Annotated in this window: 17 protein-coding genes; 5 read left to right on the top strand and 12 right to left on the bottom strand. The window is 71.4% G+C overall.

Annotated elements, in window-relative coordinates:
* Positions 1 to 39: 39 nt before the first annotated feature.
* Both guaB and E9998_RS25380 read right to left on the bottom strand, forming a co-directional pair.
* Positions 40 to 1,530, bottom strand: a complete 1,491-nt coding sequence (gene guaB / locus E9998_RS14505; RefSeq protein WP_136530525.1) for an IMP dehydrogenase — start codon at positions 1,528 to 1,530, stop codon at positions 40 to 42.
* 231 nt (positions 1,531 to 1,761) lie between these two features.
* A complete protein-coding gene (locus tag E9998_RS25380) occupies positions 1,762 to 1,929 on the bottom strand; it encodes a hypothetical protein (protein WP_158299808.1) in 168 nt (55 codons plus the stop codon).
* Between the two features lie 179 nt (positions 1,930 to 2,108).
* Between E9998_RS25380 and E9998_RS14500 the strand changes: the two genes are divergently transcribed.
* Both E9998_RS14500 and E9998_RS14495 read left to right on the top strand, forming a co-directional pair.
* Positions 2,109 to 2,486, top strand: a complete 378-nt coding sequence (locus tag E9998_RS14500) for a DUF5319 family protein (RefSeq protein WP_136530417.1) — start codon at positions 2,109 to 2,111, stop codon at positions 2,484 to 2,486.
* Positions 2,487 to 2,606: 120 nt separating this feature from the next.
* Positions 2,607 to 3,743 carry an amidase gene (locus tag E9998_RS14495; protein WP_136530416.1) on the top strand — a complete coding sequence of 379 codons (1,137 nt, stop codon included), beginning with the start codon at positions 2,607 to 2,609 and terminating at the stop codon, positions 3,741 to 3,743.
* Between the two features lie 352 nt (positions 3,744 to 4,095).
* On the opposite strand, the gene E9998_RS26340 is transcribed toward E9998_RS14495, so the two are convergent.
* Entirely contained in the window at positions 4,096 to 4,716 is a 621-nt protein-coding gene (locus E9998_RS26340) for a helix-turn-helix transcriptional regulator (RefSeq protein ID WP_081912923.1), read from the bottom strand.
* Between the two features lie 187 nt (positions 4,717 to 4,903).
* On the opposite strand from E9998_RS26340, the gene E9998_RS14485 reads away from it, so the two are divergent.
* Complete coding sequence (locus tag E9998_RS14485; RefSeq protein WP_136530415.1) at positions 4,904 to 6,640, top strand: ABC-ATPase domain-containing protein; 1,737 nt, start codon at positions 4,904 to 4,906, stop codon at positions 6,638 to 6,640.
* Positions 6,641 to 6,962: 322 nt separating this feature from the next.
* Here the strand turns inward: E9998_RS14485 and groL are convergent, their stop codons facing one another.
* On the bottom strand, positions 6,963 to 8,600 hold the full coding sequence (gene groL, locus E9998_RS14480) for a chaperonin GroEL (RefSeq protein WP_136530414.1): 1,638 nt from the start codon (positions 8,598 to 8,600) through the stop codon (positions 6,963 to 6,965).
* 61 nt (positions 8,601 to 8,661) lie between these two features.
* Positions 8,662 to 8,961 (bottom strand): co-chaperone GroES, encoded by a 300-nt coding sequence (gene groES / locus E9998_RS14475; protein ID WP_136530413.1) that lies wholly within the window; start codon positions 8,959 to 8,961, stop codon positions 8,662 to 8,664.
* 413 nt (positions 8,962 to 9,374) lie between these two features.
* Here groES and E9998_RS14470 point away from each other — a divergent pair, with 413 nt between their 5' ends.
* A complete protein-coding gene (locus tag E9998_RS14470; RefSeq protein ID WP_204745446.1) occupies positions 9,375 to 10,529 on the top strand; it encodes a class I SAM-dependent methyltransferase in 1,155 nt (384 codons plus the stop codon).
* Here the strand turns inward: E9998_RS14470 and E9998_RS14465 are convergent.
* From E9998_RS14465 to E9998_RS14445, 5 genes are all read right to left on the bottom strand, one after another.
* Positions 10,526 to 10,807, bottom strand: coding sequence for a HigA family addiction module antitoxin (locus E9998_RS14465; RefSeq protein WP_136530411.1), 282 nt, complete (start codon positions 10,805 to 10,807; stop codon positions 10,526 to 10,528). The genes E9998_RS14470 and E9998_RS14465 overlap by 4 nt on opposite strands.
* A 6-nt stretch (positions 10,808 to 10,813) precedes the next feature.
* Positions 10,814 to 11,017 (bottom strand): type II toxin-antitoxin system HicB family antitoxin, encoded by a 204-nt coding sequence (locus E9998_RS14460; RefSeq protein ID WP_136530410.1) that lies wholly within the window; start codon positions 11,015 to 11,017, stop codon positions 10,814 to 10,816.
* 17 nt (positions 11,018 to 11,034) lie between these two features.
* Positions 11,035 to 11,361, bottom strand: a complete 327-nt coding sequence (locus E9998_RS14455) for a hypothetical protein (RefSeq protein WP_204745445.1) — start codon at positions 11,359 to 11,361, stop codon at positions 11,035 to 11,037.
* Between the two features lie 65 nt (positions 11,362 to 11,426).
* Positions 11,427 to 11,714, bottom strand: a complete 288-nt coding sequence (locus tag E9998_RS14450) for a hypothetical protein (RefSeq protein WP_136530408.1) — start codon at positions 11,712 to 11,714, stop codon at positions 11,427 to 11,429.
* Positions 11,715 to 11,735: 21 nt separating this feature from the next.
* Positions 11,736 to 12,140: a RidA family protein gene (locus tag E9998_RS14445; protein ID WP_136530407.1), complete on the bottom strand. Its 405-nt coding sequence runs from the start codon at positions 12,138 to 12,140 to the stop codon at positions 11,736 to 11,738.
* 292 nt (positions 12,141 to 12,432) lie between these two features.
* Here E9998_RS14445 and E9998_RS14440 point away from each other — a divergent pair, with 292 nt between their 5' ends.
* Positions 12,433 to 13,152 (top strand): N-acyl homoserine lactonase family protein, encoded by a 720-nt coding sequence (locus E9998_RS14440; RefSeq protein WP_204745444.1) that lies wholly within the window; start codon positions 12,433 to 12,435, stop codon positions 13,150 to 13,152.
* An 80-nt stretch (positions 13,153 to 13,232) separates the two neighbouring features.
* Here E9998_RS14440 and purE read toward each other — a convergent pair whose 3' ends face one another.
* Positions 13,233 to 13,748: a 5-(carboxyamino)imidazole ribonucleotide mutase gene (gene purE / locus E9998_RS14435; RefSeq protein ID WP_136530405.1), complete on the bottom strand. Its 516-nt coding sequence runs from the start codon at positions 13,746 to 13,748 to the stop codon at positions 13,233 to 13,235.
* Between the two features lie 2 nt (positions 13,749 to 13,750).
* On the bottom strand, positions 13,751 to 14,884 hold the full coding sequence (locus E9998_RS14430; protein WP_136530404.1) for a 5-(carboxyamino)imidazole ribonucleotide synthase: 1,134 nt from the start codon (positions 14,882 to 14,884) through the stop codon (positions 13,751 to 13,753).
* Positions 14,885 to 15,033: the final 149 nt, after the last annotated feature.

Genomic DNA, 15,033 nt, shown 5'->3' with positions numbered 1-15,033 from the left:
TACGGCTAGCAAGCGTCGCCGTGGGTCTACCGGTCCCGACTACCGCGTGTGGTAGTTGGGCGCTTCGACGGTCATCTGGATGTCGTGCGGGTGGCTCTCCTTGAGTCCCGCAGCGGTGATCCGGACCAGACGCCCGCGCTCATGCATCGCTTCGATGGTACCGGCCCCGGTGTAGCCCATGGCACTGCGCAGTCCGCCGACGAGCTGGTAGACCACCTGTGCGAGGGTCCCGCGGTAGGGCACCTGTCCCTCGACGCCTTCGGGGACGAGCTTGTCGTTGGACTCGACGCCGCCCTGGAAGTACCGGTCCTTGGAGTAGGAGCGGGCCTCGCCGCGGGACTGCATGGCGCCCAGCGAGCCCATGCCGCGGTAGGACTTGAACTGCTTGCCGTTCATGTAGATGAGGTCGCCGGGGCTCTCGGCGCAGCCGGCGAACAGCTGTCCCATCATGACCGAGGAGGCGCCGGCGACGATGGCCTTGGCGATGTCGCCGGAGTACTGGATGCCGCCGTCGGCGATGACCGGGACGCCGCGCTGGCGTGCGACGCGCACGGTGTCCATGATCGCCGAGACCTGGGGGGCGCCCACGCCGGCGACGACGCGGGTGGTGCAGATGGCGCCGGGTCCGACGCCGACCTTGACGGCATCGGCGCCCGCGTCGGCCATGGCGTTGGCGGCCGCGGCGGTGACGATGTTGCCGCCGATGATGTCGACCCTGTCGCCGAAGTCCTTGGCGACGCGGGCGATCATGTCGAGCACGCCACGGGAGTGGCCGTGCGCGGAGTCGACGGAGAGCAGGTCGATCCCGGCTTCGACGAGCTGCCCGGCGCGGGAGTACTGGTCGTCGCCGACGCCGATGGCGCCGCCGACGCGCAGGCGCCCGACGTCGTCCTTGGAGGCGTTGGGGAACTCCTCGCGCTTGGAGAAGTCCTTGACGGTGATGAGGCCGCGCAGGTGGCCCTCGGCGTCGACGATCGGGAGCTTCTCGATCTTGTTGCGCTTGAGCAGTTCCAGGGCCTCGTCGCTGGAGACGCCCTCGGGGGCGGTGACCAGGTCGCGGGAGGTCATGACAGAGGCCACGGTCACGGACATGTCGCTCTCGAAGCGCATGTCGCGGTTGGTGACGATGCCGATGAGCTTGCCGTCCTCGTCGGTGACCGGCAGCCCCGAGATGCGGTACTTGCCGCAGAGCTTGTCGACCTGTTCGAGCGTGTCGTGCGGGGAGCAGGTGACGGGGTCGGCGACCATGCCGGACTCGGAGCGCTTGACGAGGTCGACCTGCTGGGCCTGCTCTTCGGCGGACATGTTGCGGTGCAGGATGCCCAGGCCGCCGAGGCGGGCCATCGCGATGGCCATGCGGGCCTCGGTGACGGTGTCCATCGCGGCGGTCAGCAGCGGCACCGAGATGCGGATGTTACGGGTGAGCTGGGAGGACGTGTCGACCTCGGAGGGGATCACGTCGGATTCGCCGGGCAGGAGCAGTACGTCGTCGAAGGTCAGGCCGAGCGGGATGGCACCGGCCGAGCCCATGGGGACCGTGGTCCCGCCGACACGCTCACCGGTAGCACCCTCGTGCCCCTGAATTCCGAAATCCCCTGAGAACGCCATGTGGCAATGGTAGTGCCGTAACCTGCGTCGCTTCGAGTCGCACACGTCCCCTGTCGGTGTGATTCGCACCGGGCCCCGAGGGCCGGTGAGGGGATCATGGGACGTGCCCGGCCCCAGGTGGCGGGGCCGGGCACGCGAAGCTGTACGTGTCGCCTACTCCAGGAGCTCGCCGACCTCGTCGGACACGGTGTCCCACGCCTCGGTGGCGCCGTCGGTGACGTCCTCCCACACTTCCCCGGCGTCGATGTCCCCGATCGCGTCGGCGATGCCGTCCACGGCGTCGTCGAAGATCTCCTCGGCGCCCTCGGTGAAGTCGTCCATTGCCGTCTCCTTGCGTGTACTGGCCGGCGCGGGGCCGGTCGGTTGGCTTGCGGCCCATGTTAATGAGTGGGCGCCGCCCTGTCACCGGGCGGAGGCGAGGCTGGCACGCTTCCGGGAGGAAGACGGCCCGCCGACCGCGCAGGCCCGGTCCCGTCGTCACCGGGCGTTAGGCTTGAAGGGTGTATGAGGAGCCTCGCGACCCGTTCGCCGACGATCCCGACCACGCGGAGGCGCATCCCACGTTCGAACCCGAACTGGACGACGACGACCGCGCCGACCTCCTCGAAGACCTCCACGAACTGGAGCTGTTCGAGCGGGTGCTGCATCCGCAGGGTTTCCGCGGCGTCGTCGTCGACTGCGACGACTGCGACGAGCCGCACTACTTCACGTGGGGCCTGCTCATGGCGAACCTGCGCGGCCTCTTGGAGGCCAACTGCGCGCAGGTCCACGAGCCCGCCTACGACCCCGACCCGGCCCACTACGTGACCTGGGACTACGCCCGCGGGTACTCCGACTGCTGGGTCGGACGCCAGGGCGGCGACGCCGCGGGGGCCTGAGGGCGCCTCGCCGGGGCGGGGCACACTGGACCGCGGCCGGCCCCACGGCGCGGGACCGGCGCAGGCGCCGCGCCCGTTGCCGAGGGCGCCCGGCGCACCGGCGCGAACCCGAGGAGACACATGGTCGACCCCTTCATCCGGACCTTCGAGGACGCCGACCGCGAAGGGCCCCTCGGGGGCCTGCGGCTGGCCGTCAAGGACCTGTTCGACCTCGCGGGCGTCCCGACCGGCGCAGGCAACCCACGCTGGGCCGAGACCCACCCGGTGCCGGACGAGGACGCGGCGGCCGTCGCGCTGCTGCGCGCCGCGGGCGCGCGAGTGGTCGGCAAGACGATCACCGACGAGCTCGCGTGGAGCCTCAACGGCTCCAACCGGCACTACGGGACCCCCGACAACCCGGCCGCGCCCGGCCGCGTGCCCGGCGGGTCCTCCTCGGGTTCGGCCTCGGCGGTCGCACTGGGCCTGGCCGACATCGGCCTGGGCACCGACACCGGCGGGTCGATCCGCGTCCCGGCCTCCTACTGCGGGCTCTACGGGCTGCGCCCGACCCACGGGCGGGTGAACCTGGAGGGTGCCGTGCCGCTCGCGGCGAGCTTCGACACCGCGGGCGTCCTCACGCGGGACGCGGCCACGCTGCGCCTGGCGATGACGGCGCTCCTCGGCAAAGCGCCCGCGACAGCCCCGATCACGCGGCTGCTGGCGCCGCGCGACGTGTGGGGCGAGATCCCCGAGTCGACGCGCGCGGCAGTATGGCCCGCGGTCGAGTCGCTGGGACTGGACGTGGACGACGCGCCGCTGTTCGCGGCGGGCGAGGAGGCCGCGCCGCTGGAGCGGGCCAGGGTCGCCTACGCGACGCTCCAGGCCCGCGAGGCCTGGGAGACGCACGGCGCGTGGATCGAGGAGGCCGCCCCCGAGTTCGGGCCCGGCGTCGCCGCACGCTTCAAGGCGGCCTCGGGCATCGGGGACGCCGAGGTCGCGGCGGCTGGACTCGTGCGCGAGCACATGCGCGCGCTCGTCGCCCAGCGGCTCCCCGAGGGCACGGCACTGGCGATCCCCGCCGCGCCGGCCCCGGCGCCGCGCCTCGGCGAGGCGCCGGACCGGGAGGCCATCGTGCGACTCACGTGCATCGCCGGGCTCGCCGGCGCGCCGGGCGCGGCAGTGCCCGCCGGCAGGGTCGAGCACCTGCCGGTCGGGCTCCAGCTCGTCGCCGCCCCGGGGGGCGACGAGGCGCTGCTGGCGCTGGCCGAACGGGCCTGAGGGCCGGTCGGCGCCGGCTCACGCCGGCACCGGAACGCAACCCGCGCAGGCCGATCGGGGAAGGATCGGCCCGCCTTCGTCTATCGTGTGCGGCTCCCGGCCGGTCGTCCCAAGGACGCCTGGCCGGCCCGCCGCGGTGCCCCGGAACCGCCTGCCGCGGTCCTTGCGGGCGACGGCCGCCGAGCGGACGCGCGGGACGCTCGATTCCCGTCGCGGCCCTCGGAAGGCCTTGCGCTGCTTCTGGTCGGACGCCGCCGAACGAGGGGCCTGCCAGCTCCCCGGCGCGGTCGCGCCCGATGCCGAGTCCCGTGCCGTCCCTGCCGAAACGGTGCCGGTCCTCAGCGGACGGTGTTCAGCAGACCAGTCCCGAGCGGAAGGCCTCGGCCACCGCGTGGGCCCGGTCGCGGGCGCCGAGCTTGCGGAACATGCGGCGCGCATGGGTCTTGACGGTGTCCTCGGAGACGAACAGGTCGCGTCCGATCTCGGCGTTCGACTTGCCCTCGCTCATCCCGCGCAGGACCTGGAGCTCGCGTTCGGTGAGCTTCATGCCCTGGAGGGTCGAGCGCTGGCGGGGGACGGTCTCGGTGACGCGCTGGAGCGTCGGCGAGGCGAACATGATCGCCTGCGCCAGCGCGACCAGGAGGTCGTCGGAGTTGTTGGACGGGGTGCGGATGACACCCCGCGCACCCGCGGCGACCACCATGGCGGCCGTGCGGGGGTCGGCGGCGCCGGACAGGAGGACTCCGGTCCGGGGCGAACGGGCGCGGACGGTCTTGACGAACTTGACCGGGTCCGGTGCGGCCAGGGCCACATCGACCAGCACCACGTCCACCTGGCGTCGGCCGAGTTCGAGGAACAGCTCAGGTGATCCCTCGACGGACTTGACCGCCTGCGCCAACCCCATGCGGGTCGCGCAGGCCGAGATCTTCTGTCCGGCTTGAGGAGTCTTAACACAGACCAGTACGGTTCTCACTTTGTTCTACCTTTCGCTGCGGTAGGCCGTGCGTGTCTCTCTATGCGGCACGCAGGCGGTCCGCCGCCATGACGCGAGTTCGCGCAAATTTTTCGAGTGACTTTTCGAGGTTTCCGGGATGAGGCGCGGACGGATGGTGTTCGGTTCGCTGACGCGAGAACCTCGTCGCCGGTGGGAAACTGGGGGCATGACACAGCGAAGAGGCGGACGGCAGCACCGGGCCGAGTCCAGCGATTTTGGTGACCATCGTTCACATCCACCTCGCCATGAACTGTCTAACGAACTAACGGCCCTGGAAGGTACGAGTTACGGCCGATATAAATCCCTGCGTGGCAAATGGTGGACAGGACCGGCGGTTCTGGACATTTCGCAAGTCCAGTCCGACCCCTACGCCCCGCCGAGCCGCGTCGCGCTCCACTTCGACGCCGAGGCCGCCGACCTGCCCGCCGAGTGGCACGCCACCGCCGAGCGCCGCCGGGCGCTCGCCGTGCTCCTCGTCAAGCGCTTCAAGAAGGCCGCCGAGACAAGGGATCTGCGCATCGACGCGGGCGGCCAGGAGATCCTGCGCCGCAGCTCCTGCGAGGTCGGCGCCGACGGCACGGTCGTCTTCCGCCTCGGCGCGCAGCTGCCGGGGCACGGGCGGCGCATCGCCGGGCGCCAGGCCGCGCGGCTGCTGTGCGAGCTCCTGCCCGACGCGGCAGACGAGGCGCTCGCCGTCGGCGAGGACGAGGCGATGCGCTGGGCGCGACACGCCGACGACGTCGCCGCGCTGCGCGAGGCCGTCGCGGCGGCGGGCCTCGTCGCGTTCGTCGCCGACGGGTCGATGCTCGCGCGACGCTCGGGCGTGGACGACCGGCCCCTGGAGGGCGGCGTGCCGTTCGCGGGCCCCGAGTCGATGGCCGCGGAGTTCACGCTCCCGCACGCGGGCACGGTGCGCGGCATGGGCATCGGGCCCGGCGTCACCCTCATCGTCGGCGGCGGCTTCCACGGCAAGTCGACGCTCCTGCGGGCCCTGGAGGCCGGGGTGTGGGACCACGTGCCCGGCGACGGCAGGGAGCTCGTCGTCGCCGACCGCTCGGCGGTGAAGGTCCGCGCCGAGGACGGGCGCGCGGTCACCGGCGTCGACGTGCACGCCTTCGTGGACCACCTGCCTTCGGGCGACGACACGCGGCGTTTCACGACCGCGAACGCCTCGGGTTCGACCTCGCAGGCCGCGGCCGTGGTCGAGTCGCTCGAAGCGGGCGCGCGGGTGCTGCTCATCGACGAGGACACCGCCGCGACGAACCTCATGATCCGCGACGCGCGGATGCAGGAGCTCGTCGCCAAGGACCGCGAGCCGCTCACGCCGCTGGTGGACCTGGTGCGGTCGATGGCCGACGACCACGGGGTGTCGACGGTGCTCGTCATGGGCGGCTCGGGCGACTACATGGACGTGGCCGACCGGGTCGTCTTGATGGACGCCTACCGGCCCGAGGACGTCACGGAGCGGGCGAAGGCGCTGGCGGCCAGGCCGACCGGTCGGCGGGTCGAGGCGGAGGGGTTCGCGATGCCGCGGGCGCGGGTGGTGGATCCGCGGTCGGTGTCCTCGGAGTCGCGCGGGCGCCAGAAGATCCGCGCCGACGGCACGGACGGGCTCCGCTTCGGCGAGTCCGAAGTGGATGTTCGGTCGGTGGAGCAGATCACCGACCACTCGATGACCTCGGGGATCGGCCTGGCGATCGAGGCGGCGGTGCGCCGCGGCTGGATCGACGGGAAGGCGACCGTGGCGGTGGCGCTGGACCGCATCGAGGAGGGGCTCGGGACCGAGGGCGCGGCCGAGCTGCTGCGGGTGCGGGACGTGGACCTCGCGGTGCCGCGGCGGTTCGAGATCGCGGCGACGCTCAACCGGATGCGGGAGCTGCGGGTGTCGCCGGGCGAGGAGTGAAGGGCGGGGCCGGTTGCGCCGCAACCGGTGTCGTCACGGTGGTGCCGTACGGTCTGAGACCGGAATCACTGCGAACCGGTCGATCTGAATCCGGATCGACTGAATCCAGGCGTAAAAGTGCCTTCGCGGCTCCGATCCCCAAAGGCCGCGAAGGCACTTGAACTCTATCGGTTTCCCGACAGTCGCGCGAGTAACTGTCGGGATGTTGACACTTCGAATTCCAGACACGTGATTGACCTGCGGCGAAACGCGAAGGGGGCCGCCGACTTCCGTCGGCGGCCCCTTCGGGTCTCGTCCCCGAGCGGTGCTCCGGGGCTCGACGCTAGTGCGAGTGGCTGTGCCCGCCGTGGGAGTGCGAGTGGCCGTGGCCGGCCGCCTCTTCCTCTTCCTCGGGCTTGTCCACGATCGTCACCTCGGTCGTGAGCAGCATGCCCACGATCGAGCCGGCGTTCAGCAGCGCGTTGCGGGTGACCTTCACCGGGTCGATGATCCCGGCGGCGACCAGGTCCTCGTACTCGCCGGTGGCGGCGTTCCAGCCTTCGCGCCAGCCCTTGCCGGCGACCGCGTTCACGACCACGTCGCCCGACTCGCCCGCGTTGAGGGCGATGCGGCGCAGCGGCTCCGAGAGCGCGGCGGCGAGGATGCGGACGCCCACGAGGGCCTCGGCGTCGTCGAGCTCGATCTTGTCGAGACCGGCGATCGCGTGCACGAGGGCCGCGCCGCCGCCGGCGACGATGCCCTCCTCGACCGCGGCCTTGGTCGCGTTGACCGCGTCCTCGATGCGGTGCTTGCGCTCCTTGAGCTCGACCTCGGTGGCCGCGCCGACCTGGATGACGGCGACGCCGCCGGAGAGCTTCGCGAGACGCTCCTCCAGCTTCTCGCGGTCCCAGGAGGACTCGGTCGTGGAGGCCTGCTGCTTGATCTGCGCGATGCGGGCGTTGACCTCGTCCTTGGTGCCCCCGCCGTCGACGATGGTGGTGGCGTCCTTGGACACGGTGACCCGGCGGGCCCGGCCCAGGTGCGACAGGTCGGCCTGCTTGAGTTCCAGGCCGATCTCCGAGGAGATGACCTCGGCGCCCGTCAGGGTCGCGATGTCGCCCAGGATGGCCTTGCGGCGGTCGCCGAAGGCCGGGGCCTTGACGGCGCACACGCGCAGGGTGCCGCGCAGGGCGTTCACCGACAGGGTCGCGAGGGCCTGGCCCTCGACGTCCTCGGCGATGATCAGGAGCGGCTTGGAGGTCTCCACGACCCGCTCCAGCACCGGCAGCAGCTCCTCGATCGAGCCGACCTTGGAGTTGGAGATGAGGATGTAGGGGTCCTCGAACACCGTCTGGCGCGAGTCCTGGTCGGTGATGAAGTTCGGCGAGATGAAGCCCTTGTCGAACTGCATGCCCTCGGTCACCTCGAGCACGGTCTCCAGGCTGGAGCCGTCCTCGACGGAGACGACGCCCTCGACGCCCACGGCGTCCATGGCCTTGGCGATGAGCTCGCCGATCTCCGGGTCCTGCGCCGAGACCGCCGCGACCTGCGCGATGTGCTCGTGGTCGGAGATCTCGATGGCCTGGCTCAGCAGCTCGTCCGACACGGCGTTCGCCGCCGCCTCGATGCCCTTGCGGATCGCGATCGGGTTGCCCCCGGCCGTGACCGCCTTGATGCCGGCGTGGCTCATCTTCTGGGCCAGCACGGTCGCGGTGGTGGTGCCGTCGCCCGCGACGTCGTTCGTCTTGGTCGCGACCTCCTTCACCAGCTGCGCGCCCAGGTTGGCGTACGGGTCGGCGAGCTCGATCTCCTTGGCGATGGTGACACCGTCGTTGGTGATGAGCGGAGCGCCGAAGGAGCGCTGGAGGACCACGTTGCGGCCCTTCGGGCCCAGCGTGACCTTGACGGTGTCGGCGAGCGCGTCGATGCCGTGCAGCAGGTTGTGCCGCGCGTCCTCGGCGAAGTTGAGAATCTTCGGCATGAAAGTCCCTTCCTAGGACACGAATGGGCCCTCGGCGATGCGGCTGAGGGCCCGACGCGTGCTAGTTCTCGACGACCGCGAGAACGTCGCGCGAGGACAGGACGAGGTACTCCTCGCCGTTGTACTTGACCTCGGTGCCGCCGTACTTCGAGTAGATGACCACGTCGCCGACGTTCACGTCGATCGGGATGCGGTTGCCCTTGTCGTCGATGTTGCCCGGGCCCACGGCCAGGACGGTGCCCTCCTGGGGCTTCTCCTTGGCGGTGTCGGGGATGACGAGACCGGAGGCGGTGGTGGTCTCGGCCTCGTTCGCCTGGACCACGATGCGGTCGCCCAGCGGCTTGATGGCAGCCTTGCTCACTTGGTTTCTCCAAACCTGGTGTTCAGAACGGTTGTCCGCCACGACAGCGCGGGTCTCGTCGTCGCGGGTGCCGAGGCACCGGCCCGTGGCTGTTGGCACTCTCCAGGTGAGAGTGCCAAAGCGATCATAGCGCTTGGCAATCTCACTCTGCGAGTGCTAACCCAGAGGTTAGTTCGCCCAGGTCGGAGCGTCAACGACGGGTCTCCGACGTCATAGCGGCAAGCCGCTGAACACCCGCCGAACACGAACCCGGGGGCCGCGAGCCGCGGGCGGCACGCCCCGGACGGCGCCGGGACGCGGAGAGCCGGGACGCGGGGAGCCGGGCGGCGGCCGGGCAGGGCCTCCGCCCTCGCCCTCGCCCTCGCCCTCGCCCTCGCCCTCGCCCTCGCCCTCGCCGAGGGATCATGGACGCCGTGGAACCCAGCCTGCTCGAAGCCCTCCGCGCCGATCCCGGCCTCCAGTCGGCCGCCGCCGAGGCCCTGTCGCGCGAGGGCGACCGCGCGCCGCTCGCGCTGCGGAAGGCCGGCGTGGACCCGGCCCTGGCGGCGGCGGCCCTGACGCTGGCCGACCTGCGCCGCAGCGCCCGCGCCAAGTTCGGCGACCTCGCCGACCGCCTGTACTTCACCCGCGCGGGCCTGGAGCAGGCCACGCGCTGGCCCGTCGCGGTGCGCCGTGCGGCCCGCTTCGCCGCCGCCGGTGACCGCGTCACCGACCTGTGCTGCGGCCTCGGTACGGAGGCCCTGGCGTTCGCCGAGGCGGGCCTGGCGGTCGAGGCGGTCGACATGGACCCGGCGACGGCCGCGTACGCGAGCGCGAACGCTGAGGCGCTCGGCCTCCCGGTGGAGGTGCGCGTGGGCAACGCCCTGACGACCCCCTTGTCCCCCACGGCCTTCGCCGACCCGGCGCGGCGCTCAGGGGGCACGAGGAACTTCAACCCCGCCGACTACTCGCCGCCGCTCGACCCGCTCCTGTCGCACCTGGGCGGGGCCCGCTTCGCGGCCGTCAAGCTCGGCCCGGGGATCGGCCACGACTGGATTCCGGAGGGCGCCGAAGCGGAGTGGGTCTCGGTGGACCGCGACGTGGTCGAGGCGTGCCTGTGGCTCGGCGAGGCGGCGCAAGTGTCCCGGCGCGCGAGCGTCTGCAAGGCCGGGACCTGGCACGAGCTGACGGGCACCGGCGACCGCCTCGCCGAGGTCGGCCCGGTCGCCGACTACCTCTACGAACCCGACGGCGCCGTGATCAGGGCGGGCCTGGTCGCGGAACTCGCCGATTCGCTGGACGCGCACACGGCCAGCGAGCGCATCGCCTACCTCTACGGCGACGACCTCCGCGAGACCCCGTTCGCACGCGCCTGGAAAATCGAGGAGGTCTGGCCGCTCCACCCGAAGAAGCTCAAAGCGCTCCTCGCCGAACGCGGCATCGGCCGCCTCACCATCAAGCAGAGGGGCACCGGCATCGACCCCGCAGCCCTGCGAAAGCAGCTGAAACTGAAGGGCCCCTATGAAGCGACCCTCATAGCGACCCGAATCGGAGAAGCCCACGCGGCCCTCTTGTGCAACGAGGCCTAAGCCGCCGCGAACGGCTTGATCCGAAGCAGGTCACCGGCGAGGCGGTCGCGCTCGATCTCGAGGTCGTATCGGTTCTGAAGGTTCATCCAGAACCTGTCGGAAGTCGCGAAGTAGCGGGCGAGCCGCAGCGCCGTATCGGCGCTGATGCGGCGCTTGCCGTGCACGATCTCATTGATCCGCCGCGCCGGCACCCCGATCTCCAGCGCGAGCCGGTACTGCGAGATCCCGAGCGGCGCAAGGAACTCCTCGGACAGGATCTCCCCCGGATGAATCCGCATCAACGCCTACGCGACCTGGAGGCGACGGTCCTCGATGCGAATGGCGACCTCACCGATCGGCACATCGAGCATGAGGGCGATGGCCTCGCGGGCCATCGATTCGGCCTCGGCCAGATCCCGACCCTGGGTGAACACGCCCGGCATTTCGCGGATCTCGACCGGGAACCAGTCGCCGTCTCGGGGCCCGACCATCGCGGTGTAGGTCGTCATCTGCACTTCCCTTCACCTCAGAGCTTGACGATGCGAGCTTTGCCCTGGGTCAGAGCCGCCATGTCATCGGGGTCGCTCGTGAGAATCACGGTCGAGACCGGGACGGCAATCGCCGTCGCAGCGACAACCGCGTCGATTGCATCGGCATGGCCGTGTCTTCCGGTCTGTCCGAGCAGTTTCGAAGCGGCCCGGGCGATCTCCTCGGAAACAGGGATGACGTCGATTCGGCTCACCGCCCAATCGAATCGCGCCTGTTGGAGCCGTGGATCGCGGGCTTCGACCAGCGTCAGCGCGCTGGCCGCCACAACGAGGTCATCTCGCCAGGCCTGTTCCAGGATCGCCATGACTCGACGGTCGTAGCGGACCAGTCGAGACAGCCCTTCACTGTCGAGCAGGACAGTTCGAAGGTTCACGCGGCGTGCCCTCGCATCTCGTCGGCCTCACCGTAGAGCGCATCGTGAGCCTCGGCGAGCTCCCCTGCACTGAACTCTCCGTGCCTTTCAATGTGGTCGTCCAGCAATTCGCGGAGGTCTTCCCGACGCATCTGCTTCAACAGCGCATCTTCAAGGTATGCCGAGAAGGCCCGCTTGCCGACTCGACGGCGAACCTCGTTGACCGTCCCCCGATGCAGGGAGGCGCTCACACTGACCGCCGGGCCCTCCCCGCGTCGCATTTCCGAGATCGTGTCGTCACTCATGGTCCGAGTTTAGCAAATTATTTAACAAATGGGCTCGTCGGGGAGTTCGGCAGTGAGGTCTACTTCCACGAGTTGGCCCTTGTAGCCGAGAGCGGTGACGCCGAGGACCGTGCTGGCGCTGTTGAATGCGGGGCCTAGCTTCGGGTGGTCGTGGAGGCGGTGCCAGGCGTTGCCGATTGTGCGGCTGTCGGCGCTCACGACGTAGACGACCGAGCGGACCACGTCTTTTGGTTCGGCTCCGGCGACCGCCAGCGCCGCCATGCAGTTCGCCGCGACCTGTTCGATCTGCGCCTCCAGGTCGCCGATGCCGACGACCTGCTGGTCCTGGTCGACGGGGCACTGCCCGGCGAGGTGGGCGGTGCGGCCGGGTTCGGTGATGGTGACGTGGCGGTAGCCGCCGGTCGGGTGGAGTTGGTCGTTCGGCATGGGCTGAGGGTAGGCGGGGGGTCGGTGCGGCACAACGAGGTTTGCGGGGGCCGGGTGTCGATGCGCGGGCGGGTGCGGGCGATGGCGGAGACTTGCCGGGCGGCTCCGGGTGCGGCGCAGGGCGGTCGGGGCGTGATGGAGGGGAGTGGCCGTGGCATCGCAGGACCCGGTCGGCCGGGTGTCGGTCTTCAGCACCGGCTCGGTCGCGGTGCGGCCCGAACATGTCGGGCCGACGCGCAAGCACCCGTACCTGTGGCTGTTCACGTCGCGGAGGTGGACGGCGCCGCGGCCGGTGAACGTGTTCGTCGTGGAGCACCGGGAGGGCCTGGTGCTCTTCGACACCGGACAGGACCGGGCGGCGACGGTCGATCCGACGTACTTTCCGGCCGGGCCGATGGGGCTCGTCTTCACACGGGTGGCGAAGGGCCGCATGGGGGCCGGGGAGACCGTGCCTGCGCGGCTCGCGGCGCTCGGGCTGCGCGCCGAGGACGTCGCGAAGGCGGTCGTGTCGCATCTGCACTACGACCATGTCGGCGGGCTGCGGGACCTCCCGCGGGCCGAGGTCCTCGTGAGCCGCGCGGAGTTGGACTCGCTGACGTCGCCGTTCCCGGTGGCGCGCGGGCTGCTGCCAGGGCGGCTCCATGATGGAGCGCGTTGGCGCCCTGTCGATTTCGAGCCGCTCGGCGATGCGGGTCTGGCGCCGTTCACGGCCGGGTTCGACCTGTTCGGGGACGGCGCGCTCGTGATGCTGCCGACGCCGGGGCACACGCCGGGGTCGATGTCGATGCTGGTGCGCCGCAAGGGCGGCGCCCCGCTGCTCATGGTCGGCGACTTGACGTACGACGCCGAACTGCTGGCGGCGGGCGCGCTGCCGGGGCTGGGCGACCGGCGGCGGATGGCAAGGGCCGCAGCGGAGGTCAACGAGCTGCGGCGGCGCCTGCCGGGTCTGGCGGTGCTCGCCGCGCACGATCCGAACGCGGCGGCGCTGCTGGAGCGTGCAAGCGAAGGCTGACGGCGGCGCTGCTGGAACGCGTGGGCGGGGCGCCGCTTCGGTGACACCGCTCCGGAAGGGGAGGCTGAGCGCCCGCCGCGCTACTCGGCGTCGGCGATGCGGCGGCGCAGGGCCGCGTCCTTGTCGGCGACCATGCGTTCGAGGTCGACCTGGAAGTTCGCGATCCGCTCGCGCAGGGCCTCGTCGCTCGCGCCGAGGATGCGCACGGCGAGGAGCCCGGCGTTGCGGGCGCCGCCGATGGAGACGGTGGCGACGGGGATGCCGGCGGGCATCTGGACGATCGACAGGAGCGAGTCCATGCCGTCGAGGTGCTTGAGCGGCACCGGGACGCCGATGACGGGGAGGGTCGTGGCGGAGGCGACCATGCCGGGCAGGTGGGCCGCGCCGCCCGCGCCGGCGATGACGACCTGGAGGCCGCGGGAGGCGGCCGACTCGGCGTAGGCGAGCATCCCCTGGGGGGTGCGGTGGGCCGAGACGACGCGGACCTCGTAGGGGATGCCGAACTCGGCCAGCGCGGTGGTGGCCGGTTCCATGGTGGGCCAGTCGGAGTCGGAGCCCATGATGACGCCGACGCGCGGCGCGTGCTGCTCTGCCATGTTCATTCGCCTTCTTGGAGCCATTTGGCGGCGCGCAGGGCGCGGCGCCGCAGGAGGTCGGGGTCGTCGCCGCAGACGGTGACGTGGCCGATCTTGCGTCCGGGGCGGACGGCCTTGCCGTAGAGGTGGACGCGGGCGCCGGGGTCGTCGGCGAGGAGGTGCTGGAGGCGTTCGTCGAGGCGGGGGCCGCCGGGTGCGCCGCCGAGGACGTTGGCCATGACGGTGTGGGGGGCGGCGAGGTCGGTGGCGCCGAGGGGGTAGTCGAGGACGGCGCGCAGGTGCTGTTCGAACTGGCTGGTGCGGGCGCCTTCGATGGTCCAGTGGCCGGAGTTGTGGGCGCGCATGGCGAGTTCGTTGACGAAGAGGCCCTTGGAGGTCTGGAAGAGTTCGACGGCGAGCATCCCGCAGACGTCGAGTTCGGTCGCGACGGTCTCGGCGATGCGGCGGGCCTGGTCGGCGGTGGCGGGGTCGAGGTGCGGTGCGGGGGCGAGGACTTCGGTGCAGATGCCGCCGGTCTGGACGGTCTCGACGACGGGGTAGACGGCGGTCTCGCCGCTGGGCGAGCGGGCGATCTGGACGGCGAGTTCGCGTTGGAGGGCCATGCGTTCTTCGGCGATGAGGCGGATGCCGGAGGCGAGGACGGTCTGGGCGTCGGCGGGGGTGTCGATCATCCAGACGCCTCTGCCGTCGTAGCCGCCGGTGGCGGCCTTGAGGACGCAGGGGAGGCCGAAGGCCTCGACGTCGGAGATGGAGTCGACGGGGGCCCAGCGGGGCTGGGGGAGGCCGAGGGCGCCGAGGCGGGTGCGCATGGCCTGCTTGTCCTGGGCGTGGAGGAGGGCGTCGGGCCGGGGCAGGACGTCGACGCCTTCGGCGACGAGGGTGCGGAGGGCGTCTTGGGGGACGTGCTCGTGGTCGAAGGTGACGACGGTGCAGTCCTTGGCGAAGGCGCGGAGGTCGTCGAGGTCGCGGTAGTCGCCGAGGGTGGTCGCGGGGGCGACGACGGCGGCGCTCTCGCCGGGGTCGCCGGCGAGCACTCTGAGGCTCTGGCCGAGGGCGATGGCGGCCTGGTGGGTCATGCGGGCGAGCTGACCGGCGCCGATCATGCCCACCGTCGGAAGTTGCGTCGCGGCGTCCACGGCGAGAGCCTAACGCGGGGGCGGGCGGGGGCCGGGCTCATCGGGACGCGGCGTGACCTGGGCCCTGAGGGGATCATGGGATGTCTCGGCGGTCGCAGTTTCCGGGGCCTGGCGACGCGGTGCGGCCGGTGCGGCCATGATGGAGGCGT

The sequence above is a fragment of the Glycomyces paridis genome (assembly GCF_004912155.1).
Classification (GTDB): Bacteria; Actinomycetota; Actinomycetes; order Mycobacteriales; family Micromonosporaceae; genus Glycomyces; species Glycomyces paridis.
This window is presented reverse-complemented; position numbering and strand designations above follow the sequence as displayed.